The organism is Streptomyces sp. SCA2-17 (assembly GCF_044336695.1).
This window is the reverse complement of the sequence record NZ_CP117521.1, coordinates 4,354,393-4,374,022: the sequence shown is the minus strand read 5'-3', so window position 1 is coordinate 4,374,022 and position 19,630 is coordinate 4,354,393. Positions and strand designations below refer to the sequence as shown.

Here is a 19,630-nt window from a genome sequence, read left to right as displayed (position 1 = left end):
ACCGGCCCGCAGCCGCGCTCCCGCCGGACCGGCTCTAGCTGCGGCCCCGCCACCAGTCGTACGCGAGCGTCAACGCGCCGTCCGCGAGAACGACCGCCCCGACGGCGGTCAAGCCCCGCCGCCCGCCCCGGCGGCCCCACAGGGCCAGCGCCGCCCCGGCCGCGATCTCCCCCGCGCCCAGCGCCCGCGCCCGCGGCCCCCGCGTCCACGCGCCGAGCCGGCTGTTGTCCGCCGCGTCGAACCCGGCCCGTACGGCCTCGCGCCAGCCGGGCCAGTAGACCGCCTCGGCGGCGGGGAGCGCGCCCGCGGAGGCGCGCAGGCCGTCGGCCGGGACGCCCGGGGCGAGGCCGGGCGGCAGGTGCAGTCCGGTGCGCGAGAGGACGGCGATCAGCCCGCGGACGCGCGCCGCGGCGTCGGCGTCCGGGTCGGGCCGGGTGAGCGCGTCGAGCGCGTCCCCGTCGAGGACCGGGTCGAGGCCGGTCCGGGCCCGCAGCGCCGTCATGGCCGCCTCCTCGCCGAGCGGGGTGCCGTCGGCGACCCACGCGTACCCGGCGGTCCGCCGGAAGCCCGCCGCGACGACGAACCCCGCCCCCGACCCGTTCCACCACAGGCCCACGACGGGCCACGGCTCGGCGACGGCCAGCGCGTGGGCCCAGCCGGCGGTGGCGGTCGCGAGGTCGGTGCCCTCGGTGCGCCAGGAGTCCTCGCCCGGGATCAGCGCGCTCCAGCCCTCCCCGGCCGGGACCAGGAGGAGCGGTTCGTTCAGGAGCTGGGCGGAGGGCCGTACGCGGCCGGGCTCGGCCCGGCAGAGCAGCAGGACCCCCGCCGCGCGGCTGTGATCAGTAGCGGACATGCGACCACGCTATGCCAAGGCGAAGGCGCTTGACTTCACGGGACCGCGATATATCGTGTTTAGGGAAGACGCGATAGGTTGCGTCTCGTACGCCATCGCGTATGCCGTCTCGTACGCCATCGCGTACGCCGGCTTGTTCGTCAGCTTGTTCGTCCATCCCGACGCAGGAGGGGGTCCGGCATGCCCGCAGAGTCCGAGTGGTCGCTGTCCGCACCGGAGAAAATCGTCTTCGAGGGCCCGGTCACCGCCCTCGACGTGAGCATCGTGAACGGCACCGTCAATGTCGTCGGCGCGGACGGCGGCCCGGCCCGCCTGGAGCTGACGGCGCTCGACGGCCCGCCGCTGAAGGTCGTCCACCGGGGCGGCAAGCTGACCGTCGCCTACGAGGACCTGTCGAAGAAGTCCCTCCTCGGCTGGTTCGGCCGCAAGAACTGGAACCGCTCGGCCGGCGTGACGCTCACCGTGCCCGCGACCACCGACGTCAAGGTCGGCATCGTCGGGGCGAGCGCCGTGGTCTCCGGCATCGCGGGCGACACGAAGGTCGCGGGGGTCTCCGGCGACACCACGCTCGTCGGCATCACCGGCGACGTCCGTACGGAGACGGTCTCGGGCCGGGTCGAGGCCCAGCGCCTCGGCGGCGACGTGCGCTGCAACGGCGTCTCCGGCGACCTCACGCTCGTGGAGTGCTCGGGCGGCCGGATCAAGGCCGACTCGGTCAGCGGCAACGTGGTGATCGACCTGGCGCCGGCCGCGCCGGCCGTCGACCTGGCGGTCACCACCGTCTCCGGCGAGGTCGCCGTCCGGCTGCCGTCCTCGGCGGACGCGGCGGTGGACGCGGGCACCACGGTCGGCCCCGTCTCGTGCTCCTTCCCGGAGCTGTGGGTCAAGGACCAGTTCGGCTCGCGGAACATCACCGGCCGGCTCGGCGCCGGCCGCGGTCAGATCAAGGTCACCACCGTCTCCGGCGCCGTCGCGCTGCTCCAGGGGCCGGACGCCGACGACACGGACGACTGGGCGGACGACGACGCCCCCGCCCAGGGAAAGGTCCTCTGATGCCCCCCGTCTTCGCCCACGGCCGGCTCCGCCTCTACCTGCTCAAGCTGCTCGACGAGGCGCCCCGCCACGGCTACGAGATCATCCGGCTGCTGGAGGAGCGCTTCCAGGGCCTGTACGCGCCGTCCGCCGGCACGGTCTACCCGCGCCTGGCCAAGCTGGAGGCCGAGGGCCTCGTCACGCACACCACCGAGGGCGGCCGCAAGGTCTACGCGATCACCGCCGCCGGCCGCGCCGAACTCGCCGGGCGGCAGGGCGAACTGGCCGAGCTGGAGCTGGAGATCCGCGAGTCGGTGTCCGCCCTCGCGGCCGACATCCGCGAGGACGTCCGGGGCGCCGCGGGCGACCTGCGGCGCCAGATGCGCGAAGCCGCCCGGCTGACCCGGGCGTCGGGGGACGCCCACTCCTTCGACGGTGCCAAGGAGGACTTCCGCCGGGCGAAGGAGCAGTGGAAGGAGCAGGCCCGCCGGGCGAAGGAGGAGAGCCGGCGCGCCCGCCAGGACGCGCAGCAGGCCCGCCACCAGGCCCGGGAGGCCCAGGAGAGGGCCCGCGAGGAGGTCCGGCGCATCACCGAGCGCGTCCAGGAACAGGTGCGCGGCGGCGACTGGCCGACGGGCATCGCGGAGGGCGTCAGCGCGCTGGCGAAGGAGTTCGGGGCGTTCACGGGCTGGACGCCGGGCGCGGCGGGAACCGCGGAGGCGGACGGGCCCGGCACGCACGGCACCCGGCGCGCCGAGCGGCCGGCGGGCCCGGCCCCGGAGTGGGCCGAGGCCGCGGACAGCCTCTCGAAGGACCCGGCCCGCGATCTGGACCGCCTCCTCGACCGCTTCCGCGACGACATCCGCGACGCGGCCCGCGACCACGGCGTGACCACCGCCCAACTAGCGGAGACCCGCCACCACTTGGCCACGGCGGCCGCCCGCATCACGGCCCTCCTCCACCCGGGAGACTGACATGCCCACAGGAGCCACGGCGTGGTGGCTGACCCGCCTCTTAGGCCCCCGCACCACGCCTCCCCCTACCCGGCAGCCACAACAGCCACGCCCTTGACGGCCCGGCCCGAGGTCGCGGCTCCCGGGCGGCACGCGAAGAGGGGGCGGTACGGGTCTCGGCCCGTACCGCCCCCTCTTCGCCGTTTCCTTACAGCACCTTCGACAGGAACGCCTTCGTCCGGTCGTGCTGCGGGTTGGTGAGGACGTCGCGCGGGTTGCCCGCCTCGACCACCACGCCCTGGTCCATGAAGACCACCGAGTCGCCGACCTCGCGCGCGAAGCCCATCTCGTGGGTCACCACGATCATCGTCATGCCGTCCTCGGCGAGGCCCCGCATGACGTCCAGGACGTCGCCGACGAGCTCCGGGTCGAGCGCCGACGTGGGCTCGTCGAAGAGCATCAGCTTCGGCTCCATCGCCAGCGCCCGCGCGATCGCGACCCGCTGCTGCTGGCCGCCGGAGAGCTGCGAGGGGTAGTTCTCGGCCTTGTCGCCGAGGCCGACCCGGTCGAGGAGCTTCTTCGCCCGCTCGCGGGCGACGGCCTTCGTCTCGCCCTTGACCTGGACCGGTGCCTCCATGACGTTCGCGAGCGCCGTCATGTGCGGGAAGAGGTTGAAGCGCTGGAACACCATGCCGATGTCCCGGCGGTTCCGCGCGACCTCGCTGTCCTTGAGCTCGTACAGCTTGTCGCCCTGCTGCCGGTAGCCGACCAGTTCGCCGTCCACGTACAGCCGCCCGGCGTTGATCTGCTCCAGGTGGTTGATGCACCGCAGGAACGTGGACTTGCCCGATCCGGACGGGCCGATGAGGCAGAACACCTCGCGCGGGGCGACCTCCAGGTCGATGCCCTTGAGGATGTGGGCCGCGCCGTAGGACTTGTGGACGCCCTCGGCCTTCACCATTGCGTTCATGCGCTGACGCCTCCGGACGGACGGTTGCTGAAGGAGGCCAGGTTGACCTTGATCTTCTGCCATGGGGTGAGCGGCAGGCTGCGCAGCGAGCCGCGCGCGTAGTGCCGCTCCAGGTAGAACTGACCGACGCTGAAGATGCTGGTCAGGATGAGGTACCAGGTGGCGGCGAGGAAGAGCATCTCGACCGTGGCGCCTGTGGTCTGGCCGATGTCGGAGGTGGACCGCAGGAGTTCGAGGTATTGCGCGGCGCCGGCGGCCAGCGACGAGGTCTTCAGCATGTTGATGAACTCGTTGCCGGTGGGCGGCACGATCACGCGCATGGCCTGCGGGAGGACGATCCGGCGCAGCGTCCGGCCGTGGCTCATGCCGAGCGCGTGCGCGGCCTCGGTCTGGCCCTCGTCGACGGACTGGATGCCGGCCCGGACGATCTCCGACATGTACGCGGCCTCGTTGAGTCCGAGGCCGAGGAGCGCGGCCACGAACGGGGTCATGAAGTCGCTCATCTCGTCCCGGTAGATCGGGCCGAGGTTGATGTACGGGAAGATCAGCGCGAGGTTGAACCAGAGCAGCAGCTGCACGTAGACCGGTGTGCCGCGGAAGAACCAGATGTAGAGCCAGGACACGGACGACGTCACGGGGTTCTTCGACAGCCGCATCACGGCCAGCACGATGCCGAGCACGAGGCCCAGCAGCATGGCGAGCAGCGAGATCAGGACGGTCTTGCCGAGGCCGGAGACGACGGTGCCGTCGAAGATGTAGTCCGGGATGGCGCTGTAGTGCACCTTCGCGGTGGCGAAGGCGTTGACCAGCAGGCCGAGCAGGGCCAGCACGACCACGGCGGAGATCCAGCGGCCGTAGTGCCGGACGGGGATCGCCTTGATCGTCTCGGGGACGGCGGCGGTCGCGGCCGGACCGGGGTTGCTCTTGCCCGGGTTGTCCTTGCCGGGGTTGTCCTTGCCGGACTTACCGGGGTTGTCCTTGCCCGGGTTGCTCTTGCCGGGGTTGCTCTTGGCGAGCTTGTCGCCGTCGGCCGGGTCGGCGGACTCGGCGGCCTTGGCGGACGCGTCGGCCTCGGCGGGCTTCTCGTCGCCCTTGGCCGGCTTGTCGCCGTCCTCGGCAGCCTTGTCGGCCTTGTCGGCCTTCGCGGCGGACTCGTCCGCCTTCTCGGCCGCGGCGGCCTCAGCCGCCTTCGCCGGCTTCGCCGCCTCAGCCGGCTTTTCCGTTTCGGCCGGCTTCGCCGGTTCCTTCTTGTCGGGCTCTTCGGGGGACGGGGAGTCAGGGGAAGAAGTCACGGGGAGTGCCTTTCCAGCAGATCCGTACGAGGGAGAGGGGGACGGAGGGGGGAACTCCCGTCAGGAACCGCCGTTGACCTTGGCTTCCTTGACGGCACCGGCGTCGACGCCCCAGGTCTTGACGACCTTCTCGTACGCACCGTTCTTGATGATCGCTTCGAGGGCCGCCTGGAGCGCGTCCCGCAGCTGGTTGTTGTCCTTCGCGACGGCGATTCCGTACGGCGCGGCCTCGACCTGCTCGCCGACCGCCTCGAAGGCATTGCCGCCGTCCGCGGTCTTCACCGCGTACGCGGCGACCGGGAAGTCGCTGGAGACGGCGTCCACGCCGCCCGCCTTCAGCCGGGTCTGGGCCTCCAGATCGGTGTCGAAGGCCTCGATGCTGATCTTGTCCTTGTCGTTCTTCTCGCACTTCTCGGACTGGGACTTGGCCAGGTCGTCGGAGACCGTGCCGCGCTGCACCGCGATCTTCTTGCCGCAGAGGTCTTCCCACGTGGCGATGCCCTTGGTATCGCCCTTCTTGGTGTAGATCGAGACGCCGGCGTTGAAGTAGTCGACGAAGTCGACACCGTCGGTGACCTTTTTGCCGGTCTTGGCGTCGATGCCGTTCTGGCGGTCCTTCGTGTCGGTCATGGCCGACATGGCGATGTCGTACCGCTTGGAACGCAGGCCGATCAGCAGGTTGTCGAAGATGCCGTTGTTGAACTCGACCTTCACGCCGAGTTCCTTGCCCAGGGCGGCGGCGATGTCGGGGTCGATGCCGACGACCTTGCCGTCCTTCTTGAACTCCACGGGCGGGTAGGCGATGTCCGAGCCGACCTTGATGACACCGGAGTCCTGGATCTTCTTCGGCAGCTTGCCGAAGAGCGGCGCCTTCGAGCCCTGGGCGCTCTGACCGGCCTCGTTGCCGGTCTTGTCCCGCTGATCGCCACAGCCGGTGAGCAGCAGGGCGCCGGCGACCGCGATCGCGCCGGCCGCGGCCAAACGACTCCTGGCGGCAGCCGTGCGAGGGGTGGTGCTTGCGGTCATTGCTGGTTCCTCCTGCGGGTGAGGGGGTGGCCTGCCGTCGGGACGGCACGGAGCAAACACGGAACAAACACAGGAAAACGCTGATGACGCACGAGGGGCGGAGCACACGCCCTTGGATGTCGCGACCTCGTGCGATTGGGGCATCTTGCCATCCGGACTGCACCATTCGGGGGGCTCGCTATGTCAAAATCGGATAACGGGCGATCCCCGTGCCGTATCAGGGCCGTATCGGGCCCGCGTCAAGGCCGCATCGGGGCCGCATCAGCTCGGTGCCGGGTCGGCCGGGTCTACCGGATTCATGAGTTCCCTTTCTCTGGGCCGCTGCTGCGGACCACCGGCGAGAGACGTATCTCACGCGCCCTCTGTCTCAGTACGTGGACGTATCCGCCCGCTTGACACGACTTTTCCACCGCCTTGCCACCGTTCTGACACGCCTCTGCGGCTGCGCTGAACCGCGCCGCGGCAAGTCAGCGGGAACTCACTCGTAGGCCGTAGCGCTCATTTGATAGAAAGACCAGCTACACCCCGTATCCGGGGCTGAGGGCGCGTGTGCGGCGCGCCCGGCATACGGATCCGTACCGTGCGGCACCAACCCCACGCACGGAGGTCATCTCGATGGCCGGACACGGACCCGAAGCCCGACCCGCCCCGTAACCCAGGGCGGCTACCCTCGACGGACATTCGACAAAGGGGTCAAATACAGTGGCAGCGGAGATCGTGAATCCTCGCAGCGACAGCGGTCCGGACGGCGAAGACGCTCACGGCGAGTTCTTCGATCCGGCCTTTGCGCTGCACCGCGGCGGCAAGATGGAAATCCGGGCGACCGTGCCCGTGCGCGACCGGGACGACCTGTCCCTCGCCTACACGCCCGGTGTGGCAAAGGTGTGCAGCGCCATCGCGGAGCACCCGGAGCTCGTCCACGACTACACCTGGAAGTCCCAGGTCGTCGCCGTGGTCACGGACGGCAGCGCCGTCCTCGGGCTCGGCGACATCGGCGCCGAGGCGTCCCTGCCCGTGATGGAGGGCAAGGCGATCCTCTTCAAGCAGTTCGGCGGCGTCGACGCCGTCCCCATCGCCCTCGACTGCCGCGGCGTCGACGAGATCGTCGAGACCGTCGCGCGCCTCGCGCCCTCCTTCGGCGGCATCAACCTGGAGGACATCTCCGCGCCGCGCTGCTTCGAGGTCGAGCGCAAGCTCCAGGAGCGCGTGGACATCCCCGTCTTCCACGACGACCAGCACGGCACCGCCGTCGTCACCCTCGCCGCCCTGCGCAACGCCGCCAGGCTCACCGGCAGGACGCTCGGCGAGCTGCGCGCCGTGATCTCGGGCGCGGGCGCGGCCGGCGTCGCGATCGCCCGGATCCTGGTGGAGGCGGGCATCGGCGACGTGGCCGTCTGCGACCGCAAGGGCATCGTCTCGGCCGACCGCGACGACCTCACGGCCGTCAAGCGCGACCTCGCCGGCTTCACGAACAAGGCCGGCCTCTCGGGCACCCTGGCCGCGGCGCTGGACGGCGCGGACGTGTTCATCGGCGTCTCGGGCGGCACCGTTCCCGAGGAGGCGGTGGCCACCATGGCGAAGGAGGCCCTGATCTTCGCCATGGCCAACCCCACCCCGGAGATCCACCCGGACGTCGCGCACAAGTACGCGGCCGTCGTCGCGACCGGCCGCAGCGACTACCCGAACCAGATCAACAACGTCCTGGCCTTCCCCGGCATCTTCGCGGGCGCCCTCCAGGTGCGGGCCTCCCGCATCACCGAGGGCATGAAGCTCGCCGCCGCCGAGGCGCTGGCCGCGGTCGTCGCGGACGAGCTGAGCGCCGAGTGCGTCATCCCGTCGCCGTTCGACGAGCGGGTCGCCCCGGCGGTCACGGCCGCCGTCGCGGCCGCCGCCCGGGCGGAGGGCGTGGCGCGGCGCTGATGCGCACGCCTTGAGCCGTATGTGTACGAAAACCGGGCCGCACTCCCTTCCGGGGGGTGCGGCCCGGTTTTCGTGGATCAGCCGAGCCGCCGTACGAACACGTCGCCGGTGTTGTTGGTGTCGCCGGGCACCAGATTGCTGCCCCAGCTGTTGAAGACGGCCGTCCGGCCCAGCAGGTCGGTCCGGACCTCGCCCGCGGTGCCGTTGTCCTGGGTCCCCTCCGCGGCGACGTTGAGCCGCTCCACGGCGCCGGTACGGAGATCCCGTACGAAGACGTCCTGCCGGTCGTTGGTGTCGCCGGGCACCAGGTTGGCGGCGTCGGAGGCGAAGAACACCCGCTGGTTGTCGGCGCTCATCGCGGCGCCCCCGTAGGAGCTCCCGTCGGCCTGGGAGCCGTCGGCCGCGAGGCTCAGTCGCCGGGTGACGCCGGTCTGGAGGTCCTTGGCGTAGACGTCCTGGGCACCGTTGGTGTCGTCCTGCGCCACCTGCTCGGGGCTGGAGAACAGGGCGTACCGGCCGTCGGGGCTCAGCCCGATGCCGCCGGTGACCAGCGCGGGCAGACCCTCGTACGTCTCGGCGGCCTGCTCGGTGCGGCCGGTGCGCAGGTCGTGCACGCAGAAGCCGTAGAGGCCGGGCCGGGCGAGGCCCTTGCCGGGCTTCCGCGGCCCGCCCGGGGCCAGGTTGCCGGCCGCCGTCCGGAAGCCGACGCGGCTGCCGTCCGCGCTGATCACCGGGTAGCCGGACATGCCGTCGGCCTCGGTGCCGTCGCTCGCGACGCTCACCCGCCGCGTGGTGCCGCGCAGGCGGTCGAGGACGAAGACGTCCTCGCGCTGGTTGGTGTCGCCGGGCACGAGGTCGTCGCGGGCGGAGACGAAGGCGACGTAGCGGCCGTCCGTGCTGATGGCCGGCGAGTGGTTGGAGCCGGTCGCTCCGGTGCGGTTCTTGACGAGCACGTCGGTCCGGCCGGTGCGGCGGTCGCGGACGAAGACGTCGGAGCCCTTCGGGTTGCTGCCCGGGGCGAGGTCGGCCCCCGAGTCGAAGACGACGTACCGGCCGTCGCCGCTGATCGACGGCGACGAGGCCCCGGTACCGGCCGGGGTGCCGTCGCTCGCCGCGCTGACCAGCTCGGTCCTGCCGGTCCGCAGGTCCCGTACGAAGACGTGGCCGGCGGGCCCCGCGCCGGGCACGAGGTTGCCGGCCCGGGACGCGAAGACGGCGTACCGGCCGTCGGCGCTGAGCGAGGCGCCCCACGACTCCGCGTCGGCCTGGGTGCCGTCGCTCGCGACGCTGACGCGCTCGGTGCGGGGCGGGGCGGGCGGCGCCCCTGCGGCGGCCGCGGACGCGGGGGCCGCGGGCAGCAGGGTGACGCAGCCGCCCAGTAACGCGCCCGCTACGGCGATCCGTCTGATCTGCCTGATCCGTTCGATTGGTCTGGAGTGTCTGATCGGTCCGGTGCCTCTCGGGTCACGCATGGTTCCCCCTCCGTGAGCTCCCGCACCGGGTGGCACGGGGCCAACCGAAGCCAACCCCCGGCCCTCGCGCCCGGTCAATGAGGAGGCGTGGCCTCCGCCGCGGATACGGCTGTTGCGACAGGAGGTTCTGGACACGAAAGCGGGGCGCGGCGCGTGTCACACCACGGCGAGGTTCCGCCCGGCAGGCGGCGGGGCTAGGTTCGGATCATGTTCGCCGCCTACGCCGCACGCATCGACCGTGACCAGCCGCTCAACGGACTCGAGTTGGGGCAGCGCCCCGAGCCGGAGGCGCCCCCCGGCTGGACGGTCGTCCACGTCAAGGCGGCGACGCTCAACCACCACGACCTGTGGTCGCTGCGCGGCGTCGGGCTCGGCGAGGAGGCCCTGCCGATGATCCTCGGCTGCGACGCCGCCGGTGTCGACGAGTACGGCAACGACGTCGTCGTCCACTCCGTCATCGGCCAGACGGGCCACGGCGTGGGCCCGCTGGAGACACGCTCCCTCCTCACCGAGCGCTACCAGGGCACCTTCGCCGAGCGCGTCGCCGTCCCCGCGTGGAACGTGCTGCCCAAGCCCGCGGAGCTCAGCTACGAGGAGGCGGCCTGCATGCCGACCGCGTGGCTCACCGCGTACCGCATGCTGTTCACCAACGCGGACGTGCGCCCCGGTCAGAGCGTCCTCGTGCAGGGCGCGGGCGGCGGCGTCGCCACCGCCGCGATCGCCCTCGGCGCGGCGGCCGGCCTGCGGGTCTACGCGACCAGCCGGGACGCGGCCAAGCGCGAGCGGGCCGTGGAGCTCGGTGCCGAGGCGGCGTTCGAGCCGGGGGCGCGGCTGCCGCACCGGGTCGACGCCGTCATCGAGACGGTCGGCGCCGCGACGTGGTCGCACTCGGTGAAGTCCCTCAAGCCCGGCGGCACCCTCGTGATCTCCGGCGCGACCAGCGGCCAGAACCCGCCGGCCGTCGAGCTCAACCGCATCTTCTTCCTGGAGCTGAAGGTCGTCGGCTCCACCATGGGCACCAAGGAGGAGCTGGCGGACCTGCTGAGCTTCTGCGCGGCGCGCGGCCTGCGGCCCGTCATCGACTCCGTCCTGCCGCTGGACCGGGCCCGCGAGGGGTTCGAGAAGATGGCCGGTGGCGACCTGTTCGGCAAGGTCGTCCTGACGGTATGAACGGCGGATGCCGAAGAGACGCTCGCGAGGCTTGAGCAAGGCGGCGTTCGTCACCGTAGCCGCGGTCCTGGCAGTCCTGACACTCCTGGCGCCGCCGGGGACGGCCGCGGAGGCCCGTACGGAGGGGGTGTCCGCGGCCCCGGGCATCCCGCCCCTCACCGACGAGCAGGGCCGCACCCTCGCCCTCCGCGGCTGGAACCTCGCGGACAAGGAACACCGCGGCGACGAAGCCCTCGCGGACATCACCGAGCGCTCCCTGCGCGACATGTCCGCGCAGGGCTTCAACGTCGCCCGGCTCGCGGTCTTCTGGGACGACCTGGAGCCGCGGCCGGGCCACTACAGCGAGCGCTACCTGCGCAAGATCGAACGCGTCCTGGACTGGGCGCACCGCCACCGCGTCCGCGTCGTGATCGACGCCCACCAGGACGTCTACGGCCCGGCCTTCGGCAGCCACCGCGGCATTCCCGCCTGGGCCACCCGCACCGACGGCCTGCCCTACCGGACCCACCCCGACGACTGGTTCGCCGAGTACTTCGAACCCGCCGTGCAGGCCGCTTTCCAGCACCTCTACGAGGACGCCGACCTGCGCCGCGCCCAGGCCCGCATGTGGCAGGTCCTCGCGGGGCGGCTCGCGGGCCACCCTGCCGTGTTCGGCTACGACCTGATCAACGAACCGATGGGCCGGCTGCGGGAGGGGGAGGGCATCCCGGACGCGGCGCGGCGCATCGAGGCCACGCAGATCACGCCCATGTACCAGCGCGTCGCCGAGGCGATCCGGCGCGTCGACCGCCGCCACTGGCTGTTCGTCGAGCCCACCCCGGCGGCGGGCGAGGGCGTCCCGACCGGCCTGGGCCGCATCCGTGACCCCAAGGTCGTCTACGCCCCGCACTTCTACAACGCCGCCATGGAGGCCGGCCGCGACTACGACCCGGCCTCGGGCTGGCTTTCCGCCTACGAGGCGGCCGTCGTGCACTACCCGCGCGCGATGCGCATCCCCGTCTTCATCGGGGAATGGGGCCCGCTGAACAGCTCCCTGCCGAACATGGCCCGCTTCTACGCCGACGCCCTCGCCTCCATGTCCCGCTACGCCACGGGCTGGACGAGCTGGACGTGGTGCTACGGCGGCGCGTACTGCGCGATGGACGAGCGGGGCCGCTTCCAGGCGAACAAGTCCCGGACGGCGGAGCCGTACGCGGCGGCGGTGGCGGGAACGGTGCGGGCCGTGTCGTACGACGCGGGAGCGGCCGTCTACCGCCTGACGTACACGCCTCAGGGGAAGGGAGTGACGGAGTTGTCCACACCCCCGTCGCCCCGAGGCCGGCACATCACGGTGACGGGCCCCGCACGGGCCGACACGACGAGCGTGCGGCCGGGCGAGCGGGGCGTTGTACGGATCCGCGCGGGGGCGGGCGCGGGTGAGGTGAGGGTGACGGTGACGCCGGGCCGGGACCTGCCCTAATAGTCGAACGTCTCGAAGCTGACGACCGCGGTGTCGTCGCCTTCCCAGCGGACCTTCACCCGCACCTCGTCAGCCTGCAGCCTGCCCGGCGGCCTTTGGATGCTGAGGGCGAGCCCTTCCTTCCGTTCCACCACGCCGTCGGATTCCGTTCCGTCCGGCTTGTTCCGCTCTCCGGAGAGCGAAGCAAGCCAGGGGCGGGCACCGGCGCGCGGCATGCGGAAGGTGCCCGACTGCGTGTGACCCGCAAGGCCTTCCACCTCGGCGCATTGCTGACCACTCGCATGCTCGGGAAGCACCCAGCCCATGGCATACATGGCCTCCGAGCAGGCCACCGAGCGCTCTTGAACACCCTCGGCCCGGCCCCCCTTGCACCCGGCAAGGGCGGCCGAACCACCCAAGCCCACTGCTGCGGCCAGGACGAGGAGCCGCTTCGCCTTCCGGCGCTGCGGGCGAGGGGCGGGCTCTAAGTTCATCGTAGATAGGTGCACTGGCAAAGTATGACCTGGCGGGACATCAGGCCCACTGCCGCTACTTCAGCGCGAGCACCATCGCGTCCGACGGCGAGCTCCAGACCGTGCGGGCTTCGGCGAAGCCCGCCTCGCGGAGGGTGCGGGCGTGCCAGTCGGCGGAGGGGGTGTCGCCGTCGGCGTGTTCGCCGTAGATCTCGAAGCGTTCGGCGGTGGGGCCGGCGAGGACGGGGTCGGCGGCGGCGAGGTCCCACCAGGCGCGCCAGTCGAGGGCGCCGGCGGCCTTGGCGCGGTCCATGCGGGCGTGGCGCAGGGCCCGCTCGGCCTCGTTGATGCGGGGCGTGGCGGGGTCGGGCATGTGGTCGGCGTTGAGGAAGACGCCGCCGTCGCGGACGAGGCCGGCGAGCTGCCCGTAGAGGGTGCGCAGGGGGCCCGAGTGGAGCCAGTGCAGGGCGGTGGCGGTGAGGACGGCGTCGTAGCGGTCGTGGGGCAGCCGGGCGGGCCAGTCCGGGTCCTTGAGGTCCGCGGTGACGAAGCGGACGCGGTCGTCGCCGGCGAAGGTGCCGCGGGCGATGGCGAGCAGGGCCGGGTCCAGGTCGACGCCGGTGGACTCGGCCTTCGGGAAGCGGTCGAGGAGGCGGGCGGTGATGGTGCCGGTGCCGCAGGCGAGGTCGAGCACGCGGGGCGCGGGGCCGGCGAAGGCCTCGACCATGTCGAGCATGACCCGGAACCGCTCCTCGCGGTCGGGCAGGTACCACTCCTGCTGCCGGTCCCAGCTGTCCTGCCAGGCGCTCCAGTCCGTGCCGGCGACGGCCTCGGTCATGGGGGTCCCTCCAACGGGTCGCGCGTGTAATACCCTCGGTCACGTGCCGACCATTACAAGAGTCGGCGCTCCGACCCTAAACCGCCACGCGTAAGGACCACAAGTGGAACTGGCCTATTACTCGGACTTCGCTGTGCGGCTGGTCAACAGCGAGGAGCCCGCGCGCGGCACCGACACGCTGACCTCCGTGGACGCCGTGCGCGAGCTCTTCGGCAGCAGCGCGCAGGCCGCCCGGCGCGCGGGCGACAGCGATGTGACCCGGCTCCGGGCCGTACGGGCCCGGCTGCGCGCGGTCTTCGAGGCGGCCGCCGAGGACGACGAGGTGCGCGCCGTGGACCTGCTCAACGCGCTGCTGATGGAGTACCCGGTCAGCCCGCAGGTCTCCGGGCACGAGTACCGCGACGAGGACGGCCGCCCCAAGTGGCACATGCACATCGCCGACCACGCGGCCAACGCCGGCGCCTCGTACGCGGCCACCGCCTGCATGGGGCTGGCCGTCCACCTGACCGAGTACGGGGTCGACCGGCTCGGCATCTGCCAGGCCGCGCCCTGCCGCAACGCCTACCTGGACACCTCGACCAACCGCTCGCGCCGCTACTGTTCCGACCGCTGCGCCACCCGCGCCAACGTCGCCGCCTACCGGGCCCGCAAGCGCCTGGAGAGCCGCGCGGCCGAGGCCCCCGCGGGCAGCGACCGCACCGGCCTGAGCGCCGACGCCAGCCAGGACAGCAGCGCGCCGGCCGAGCGCTGACCCGCCTCCGGGGGCCGCCGCAGCCGCACCAGCGCGCGGGCGACCACGAACTCCTCCGGCACGGCGCCGAACTCCCGGCTGTCGTTCTCGACGAGCGGGTTGTCCCCCCGCACCCACCAGCCGCCCTCGCGCCGCTCCACGGCGCGCTTGACGATCAGCAGGTCCTGCCGGAACGGGTGGCGCAGCACCACCACGTCACCCGGCCGCACCACCGCTCCGTACTGGACGACGAGCTGGTCCCCGGGGTTCAGCGTCGGCACCATCGACGGGTTGTAGACCTCGGCCAGCCCGATCCGCAGCAGTCCGCGACGCTCGCGGTCCTGCTCCTGCCCGCGCTCGTCCACTTGCTCCTGCACCACGGCACCTCCCGGTCCGTATCCTCCACCAGTTCCAGACTGACACCGGTCTTTTGTCCTAAGCCCCCCGGGGCACCCGAGAAAAGCCTTCCCACACCGAGTAATCTCGCACCTGAGAAGACGATCACGAGGAAGGACAGCTCTATGCTCTCCCGCCTGTTCGCACCCAAGGTGCGAGTCAGCGCCCACTGCGACCTGCCCTGCGGTGTCTACGACCCCGCCCAGGCCCGCATCGAGGCGGAGTCGGTCAAGGCCGTCCAGGAGAAGTACCAGGCGAACGAGGACGCGGACTTCCGCGCCCGTGCGCTCATCATCAAGGAGCAGCGCGCGGAGCTCGCCAAGCACCACGTCTCGGTGCTCTGGAGCGACTACTTCAAGCCGCCGCACTTCGAGAAGTACCCGCAGCTGCACCAGCTGGTCAACGACACCCTGAAGGCCCTGAGCGCCGCCAAGGCGTCCAGCGACCCGAAGACGGGCGAGAAGGCGCTGGAGCTCATCGCCGAGATCGACCGCATCTTCTGGGAGACGAAGCAGGCCTGATCCGGGCTCAAGAAGCGTCACCCAGGGCCCGGCAGCAGTGCTGCCGGGCCTTTGGCGTACCGTGCCCGCGCCACCGCCAGCGCCGTCCCGTAGAGCGTCAGGACGACGGCCGTCAGGGCGTAGTACAGCGGCGGCAGGGCCGTCATGCCCAGCGCCGGGCCGAGGGGGGACAGCGGCAGGAGCAGGCCTACGACGGCGAGGCCGGTGGTCGCCAGGCGGACCGGCAGCGGGGCGCGGCGTTCGGCGGCGTCCCTGCCCGCGCGGAGGAGGAGCATCACCAGGGCCTGGGTGAGCAGGTTCTCCGTGAACCAGCCGGCGTGGAAGGCGGCCTGGCCGCCGGTGCTGCCGGCGGAGCGCAGGGTCAGGGCCAGGACGGCGAAGGTCGCGAGGTCCGCTGCGGCGTTGAGGAGGCCGAAGGCCGTCATGAAGCGGAACAGCGCGCGGGGCCGCAGGACCGCGGGGCGCTCGTGGACGGTGGCGGCGGGGCGGTCGTAGGCGAGGGAGAGCTGGGCCGCGTCGAAGCACAGGTTCTGCACGAGGACCTGGGCGGGCAGCATCGGCAGGAACGGCAGCAGCAGGCCCGCGGTCAGCATGGCGATGACGTTGCCGAGGTTGGACGAGAGCGTGATGCGCAGGTAGGCGGCGATGTGGCCGGTGCTGCGGCGGCCGGTGACGACGGCGCGGCCGAGGGCGGTGAGGTCCTTCGAGGCGAGGACGACGTCGGCGGCCTCGCGGGCCACGGGCACGGCGTCGCGCGGGCAGATGCCGACGTCGGCGGCGTGCAGGGCGGCCAGGTCGTTGACGCCGTCGCCGAGGAAGCCGGTCGTGCTGCCGGCGGTGCGCAGGGCGCGGACGACGCGGGCCTTGTGCTCGGGGGCGCAGCGGGCGAAGACGGTGGTGCGGGCCGCGAGGCGGGCGAGTTCGGCGTCGCCGGCGGCGTCGATCCGGGCGGCGGTCAGGGGTTCGCCGGGGTCCAGGCCCAGTTCGCGGCAGGCCCGGGCGGCCGTGCCCGGGTGGTCGCCGGTGAGGACCTTGACGGCCACGCCGCGCTCGGCGAGGGCGGTCAGGGCCTCCGCGGCGGTGGGCGCGAGGGCGTCGCGCAGGCCGACGAAGCCGGCGAGGGTGAGCCCGCGCTCGTCCTCGGGCGCGTACGGGCCGGCGCTCGCGGGCCGCTCGGCCACGGCGACGGCGAGCACCCGCAGGCCGCTCTCCGCGAGGGCGTCCGCCCGGGCGGCGAGGCGCGCGCGGTCCTCGGGGCCGAGGGGACGGCCGGCTCCGGGGTTCCCCGCGCCGTCCGCCACCCGCGTGCAGCGCTCCAGGACGTCCTCGGCGGCGCCCTTGACCACGAGGACGTACGTGCTGGCCGGGCCGCGGCCGCCCGTGAGCGTACGGACGTTGCCCGGCAGCACCGGCTCCGGGCCGTCCGGCTCGTACCCGCTGCCCGCCTCGTACCCGCCCGGGACCCGTACGAGCGCCGAGGCGATGCGGCGGCCGGGGCCGCAGGGGAGCGCCGTGACGCCCTCGACGCCGTCGGCGCCGCAGCCCCGTTCCTCGTCGGCGTCGAGGAGGGCCTCGTCGAGGGCGTCGGGCGCGGGGAGCTCGGCGAGGTGGAGCGTCCAGAGGGCGGCGACGGCGGCCCAGCGGAGCACGGCGGGGTCGTCGTGGCCCTCGGGGTCCACGGCGCGGTCGAACACCGGCCGGTCCTGGGTGAGGGTGCCGGTCTTGTCGACGCACAGCACGTCGACGGCGCCGAGGTCGTGCAGCGCGGGCAGCCGCCGCACGATCACCTCGCCGCCGCGGGCGAGGAGGGCCGCGCCGCGGGCGAGGGCGGTCGTCACGACGACCGGCAGCATCTCGGGCGTGAGCCCCACCGCGACGGCCACGGCGAAGGGGAGGGTCTCCAGGCCGCGGCCGCGCAGCAGCGCGCTCGCGACGAGCACCAGGGGCGCGGTGAGCAGCATGAACCGCACCAGGGTCCGGGCGATGCCGTTCACGGAGCGGTCGAAGGGGCCGGGCAGGCGCGGCCCGGGGTCCCGCGGCAGGGCGCCGGAGAGGACGGTGTCCGCGCCGGTGGCGGCGACCACGCCGGTGGCGCTGCCGGAGACGACGCTGCTGCCCTGGAGGCAGAGGTCGCCGGCCGTGTCCTTGGTGACGGGCGCGGACTCGCCGGTGAGCGCCGCCTCGTGCACGGTCAGGCCCGTCGTACGGAGCAGCCGCAGGTCGGCGGGGACGAGGTCGCCGGGGGCGAGGAGCACGACGTCGCCCGGGACGAGCTGTTCGACGGGCAGTTCGCGGGTCACGGGGGCGTCCGGCTCCGCGGGGCGGCGGCGGACGGTCGCGGTGGTGGCCACCAGCTCGCGCAGGGCGGCCGCCGAGCGGTCGGCGCGGTGCTCGCCGGTGGCGCGCAGCACGCAGCTGACCGTGACCAGGACGGCGATCACGCAGGCGGTGCCCCAGGCGGCGAGGGCCGCCGAGACGAGGCCGAGGGAGAGGAGGACGGCGGTGAAGGGGTCGCGCAGGCTGCGCGCGAAACGGCGCGGCCAGGGGTCGGGGCGGCGGCCGGGGAAGACGTTCTCGCCGTGGCGCGCGAGCCGGGCGTCGGCCTCGGCCTCCACCAGCCCGCGCGGCCCGCTCTCCAGCGCGCGCAGGACTTCCAGGGCGGTGGTGCCGGTGGCTACGGGTCCTCGCGCGGCGGGGCGGTCAGGCGCCCAGGCCATGGAGACGCCCGGTGCGGGCGGTGCCGCGGGCACCGGCGGCGTCCCCGGCGGCCGCCCCGGCCTTGCGGTCGGCGAGCTGTCCCACCATCAGGCGGACGATCGTGACGACGTGCGGGTCGTCCACGAGGTAGACCATGCGCCGCCCCTCGCGGCGCGAGCGGACGAGCCCGGCCAGCTTCAGCTTCGCGAGGTGCTGGCTGATCGCGGGCAGCGCGCCGCCGACCCGCTCGGCGAGGGCGGTGACGTCGCTCTCGCCCTGGGCCAGGGCCCACACGAGGTGGAGCCGGGCGGGCGAGGCGAGCAGCCCGAACGCCGCGGCGGCCTCGGTGAGCACGTCCGCCGCGGGGTCGCCGAGGCCCTCGCCGAAGTCCTCTTCGACGTCCTCGAAGCTTCCGACACCTGCGGCCACTGTCGCTCTCCCGTTCCTGCCGCGCCTCCCTGTGCCCGGCACGACCAGTCTAGGCAGGGCGCGGCGGGCGGACGGGCGGACATGCGCCGCCCCGTGGCTGGGCAGAAGTACCGAGAGGAACCGGTCCGGAAAGGTGGCAACAGGCTGCAAGAGGGGGAGCCGTGGAAATCTCCGGAATTGTCAGTGCAATCATCATCGGTCTGATCATCGGCGTACTGGGGCGGCTGGTCGTGCCGGGCCGCCAGCACATCGGCGTGCTGTGGACGATCGTGGTGGGCATCGCCGCGGCGTTCCTGGGCGCGGCGATCGCCCACTGGCTGGGCGTCGACGACACCAAGGGGATCGACTGGATCGAATGGCTCATCCAGATCGGCCTGGCCGCGCTGGGCGTGGCCGCGCTCGACCGGGCGAAGGCGCGGCACTGACGTCCGTACGGGCCGGGGGTCCGGGAATGTCAGACATGGTGCAGGGGTGATTCAGGTGTGGTTCAGGAGAGCTTGCCGCCGTAGTCCGGCAGCTTGAAGGTCCGCTCGGCGTGGCCGCCCACCAGGTCGCTGTCGTTGTTCCCGATGTTCGCGATGATCGTGTAGCCGTTGTTCTCGATCTCCGCGCGCTTGGCGGTCTTGTACGTGCTCACCTCGTGGAAGAGGTCGGGCAGGTGGCGTACGTACAGGCCGCTGACCGGGTAGCCGGCGGTGCGCAGGTTGTGCTCGGTGAGCCCGTCGAGGATGCCGGGGCGCGCGGTGACGAAGAAGATCGCGGCGCCGTGGGCGTTCGCGTACCGGGTCAGGTCCAGCACCGGCTTGATGGCCGGCGTGGGGTACGTCCAGTGGAAGTCGGTCTCCAGCGAGCTGTTGTCGATGTCGAGGACGATGGCCTGCTTCCGGCCGTGCGCGTTCGCGGTGCGGTCCTTGACGTAGGGCAGGGCCTGGTCGATGACGGCCTGCACGTCGCGCTGCCAGGTGGTGTAGTCGACGCCCTTGAGGCCCGCGGTGCCGGAGGTGCGTGCCGCGGCGCCGGCCGTCGCGCTCGCGCTCGCCGGGGTGTTCGTGGTGACGGCGGCGGGGCGGCCGGCGTCGGCGGCGGTTGCGTCCGTGGCGGCGGTCGCGGCCGTGGCCAGGACGGCGGCAGCGAGGGCGAGGGCCGCGCGGCGGGCCGGAATCGGTGCGGTCATGCGTGGCATGTTCACGCCCGTCAGTGACGCGCGGGAAACGTGTGGGTGACCGTCCGGCGTCGCGGGGCTGCCCGGTCCGTGCGCCCGCGTCCGCATCCGCGCCCGCGCGCACGTCCTGCCCTGCTCCTGTCGTACGCCAGATGACTGACGATCCGTCGTATTTTCTTCCGTTTACGCGTCGGCCCCCGAACCCGGAGGCATGGGCCACGGGTCGCCGGGTAGGCGGGCGGAAGTGTCACCTACGGA

General features: G+C 72.8%; 19 protein-coding genes. 8 read left to right on the top strand and 11 right to left on the bottom strand.

The annotated features are described in order from the left end of the window. Positions 1-34 precede the first annotated feature (34 nt). Entirely contained in the window at positions 35-853 is an 819-nt protein-coding gene (locus tag PS271_RS19955) for a hypothetical protein (protein WP_398383463.1), read from the bottom strand. A gap of 180 nt (positions 854-1,033) precedes the next feature. Between PS271_RS19955 and PS271_RS19950 the strand changes: the two genes are divergently transcribed. Together PS271_RS19950 and PS271_RS19945 are read left to right on the top strand one after the other, a co-directional pair. Further along, positions 1,034-1,906: a DUF4097 family beta strand repeat-containing protein gene (locus PS271_RS19950; protein ID WP_398383462.1), complete on the top strand. Its 873-nt coding sequence runs from the start codon at positions 1,034-1,036 to the stop codon at positions 1,904-1,906. Further along, positions 1,906-2,859, top strand: a complete 954-nt coding sequence (locus PS271_RS19945) for a PadR family transcriptional regulator (protein WP_398383460.1) — start codon at positions 1,906-1,908, stop codon at positions 2,857-2,859. The genes PS271_RS19950 and PS271_RS19945 overlap by 1 nt, the downstream gene beginning before the upstream one ends. Before the next feature lie 187 nt (positions 2,860-3,046). Here PS271_RS19945 and PS271_RS19940 read toward each other — a convergent pair whose 3' ends face one another. The 3 genes from PS271_RS19940 to PS271_RS19930 form a co-directional block, all read right to left on the bottom strand. After that, complete coding sequence (locus PS271_RS19940; RefSeq protein WP_120753700.1) at positions 3,047-3,808, bottom strand: amino acid ABC transporter ATP-binding protein; 762 nt, start codon at positions 3,806-3,808, stop codon at positions 3,047-3,049. Further along, positions 3,805-4,689 carry an amino acid ABC transporter permease gene (locus PS271_RS19935; RefSeq protein WP_398386943.1) on the bottom strand — a complete coding sequence of 295 codons (885 nt, stop codon included), beginning with the start codon at positions 4,687-4,689 and terminating at the stop codon, positions 3,805-3,807. Before PS271_RS19935 ends, PS271_RS19940 begins: the two co-directional genes overlap by 4 nt. Before the next feature lie 471 nt (positions 4,690-5,160). After that, positions 5,161-6,126 carry an ABC transporter substrate-binding protein gene (locus tag PS271_RS19930; protein ID WP_398383458.1) on the bottom strand — a complete coding sequence of 322 codons (966 nt, stop codon included), beginning with the start codon at positions 6,124-6,126 and terminating at the stop codon, positions 5,161-5,163. A 702-nt stretch (positions 6,127-6,828) separates the two neighbouring features. Between PS271_RS19930 and PS271_RS19925 the strand changes: the two genes are divergently transcribed. Next, the gene (locus tag PS271_RS19925) at positions 6,829-8,046 is read left to right on the top strand and encodes an NAD(P)-dependent malic enzyme (RefSeq protein ID WP_398383456.1); all 1,218 of its coding nucleotides are present in this window, start codon (positions 6,829-6,831) and stop codon (positions 8,044-8,046) included. A 77-nt stretch (positions 8,047-8,123) separates the two neighbouring features. Here PS271_RS19925 and PS271_RS19920 read toward each other — a convergent pair whose 3' ends face one another. After that, complete coding sequence (locus PS271_RS19920) at positions 8,124-9,518, bottom strand: TolB family protein (RefSeq protein WP_398383454.1); 1,395 nt, start codon at positions 9,516-9,518, stop codon at positions 8,124-8,126. A gap of 207 nt (positions 9,519-9,725) precedes the next feature. Between PS271_RS19920 and PS271_RS19915 the strand changes: the two genes are divergently transcribed. After that, entirely contained in the window at positions 9,726-10,688 is a 963-nt protein-coding gene (locus PS271_RS19915; RefSeq protein WP_398383452.1) for a zinc-binding dehydrogenase, read from the top strand. Between the two features lie 7 nt (positions 10,689-10,695). Continuing rightward, positions 10,696-12,147, top strand: coding sequence for a cellulase family glycosylhydrolase (locus PS271_RS19910; RefSeq protein ID WP_398383450.1), 1,452 nt, complete (start codon positions 10,696-10,698; stop codon positions 12,145-12,147). Here the strand turns inward: PS271_RS19910 and PS271_RS19905 are convergent. Next, positions 12,144-12,620: a hypothetical protein gene (locus PS271_RS19905; protein ID WP_398383449.1), complete on the bottom strand. Its 477-nt coding sequence runs from the start codon at positions 12,618-12,620 to the stop codon at positions 12,144-12,146. The genes PS271_RS19910 and PS271_RS19905 overlap by 4 nt on opposite strands. Before the next feature lie 55 nt (positions 12,621-12,675). After that, complete coding sequence (locus PS271_RS19900) at positions 12,676-13,437, bottom strand: class I SAM-dependent methyltransferase (RefSeq protein ID WP_398383448.1); 762 nt, start codon at positions 13,435-13,437, stop codon at positions 12,676-12,678. A gap of 103 nt (positions 13,438-13,540) precedes the next feature. On the opposite strand from PS271_RS19900, the gene PS271_RS19895 reads away from it, so the two are divergent. Then, positions 13,541-14,188, top strand: coding sequence for a CGNR zinc finger domain-containing protein (locus PS271_RS19895; protein ID WP_398383446.1), 648 nt, complete (start codon positions 13,541-13,543; stop codon positions 14,186-14,188). Here PS271_RS19895 and sodX read toward each other — a convergent pair. Continuing rightward, positions 14,074-14,544 carry a nickel-type superoxide dismutase maturation protease gene (gene sodX / locus PS271_RS19890; protein WP_030366292.1) on the bottom strand — a complete coding sequence of 157 codons (471 nt, stop codon included), beginning with the start codon at positions 14,542-14,544 and terminating at the stop codon, positions 14,074-14,076. The genes PS271_RS19895 and sodX overlap by 115 nt on opposite strands. Before the next feature lie 144 nt (positions 14,545-14,688). Here sodX and sodN point away from each other — a divergent pair, with 144 nt between their 5' ends. Next, entirely contained in the window at positions 14,689-15,084 is a 396-nt protein-coding gene (sodN, locus tag PS271_RS19885) for a superoxide dismutase, Ni (protein WP_398383444.1), read from the top strand. A gap of 17 nt (positions 15,085-15,101) precedes the next feature. On the opposite strand, the gene PS271_RS19880 is transcribed toward sodN, so the two are convergent. Next, the gene (locus PS271_RS19880; RefSeq protein WP_398383443.1) at positions 15,102-17,801 is read right to left on the bottom strand and encodes an HAD-IC family P-type ATPase; all 2,700 of its coding nucleotides are present in this window, start codon (positions 17,799-17,801) and stop codon (positions 15,102-15,104) included. After that, on the bottom strand, positions 17,785-18,210 hold the full coding sequence (locus PS271_RS19875; protein ID WP_398383442.1) for an ArsR/SmtB family transcription factor: 426 nt from the start codon (positions 18,208-18,210) through the stop codon (positions 17,785-17,787). The genes PS271_RS19880 and PS271_RS19875 overlap by 17 nt, the downstream gene beginning before the upstream one ends. Before the next feature lie 161 nt (positions 18,211-18,371). Here PS271_RS19875 and PS271_RS19870 point away from each other — a divergent pair, with 161 nt between their 5' ends. Next, on the top strand, positions 18,372-18,635 hold the full coding sequence (locus tag PS271_RS19870) for a GlsB/YeaQ/YmgE family stress response membrane protein (RefSeq protein WP_398383440.1): 264 nt from the start codon (positions 18,372-18,374) through the stop codon (positions 18,633-18,635). Between the two features lie 62 nt (positions 18,636-18,697). Here the strand turns inward: PS271_RS19870 and PS271_RS19865 are convergent, their stop codons facing one another. Beyond that, positions 18,698-19,384, bottom strand: coding sequence for an HAD family acid phosphatase (locus PS271_RS19865; protein WP_398383439.1), 687 nt, complete (start codon positions 19,382-19,384; stop codon positions 18,698-18,700). Between the last annotated feature and the right edge of the window lie 246 nt (positions 19,385-19,630).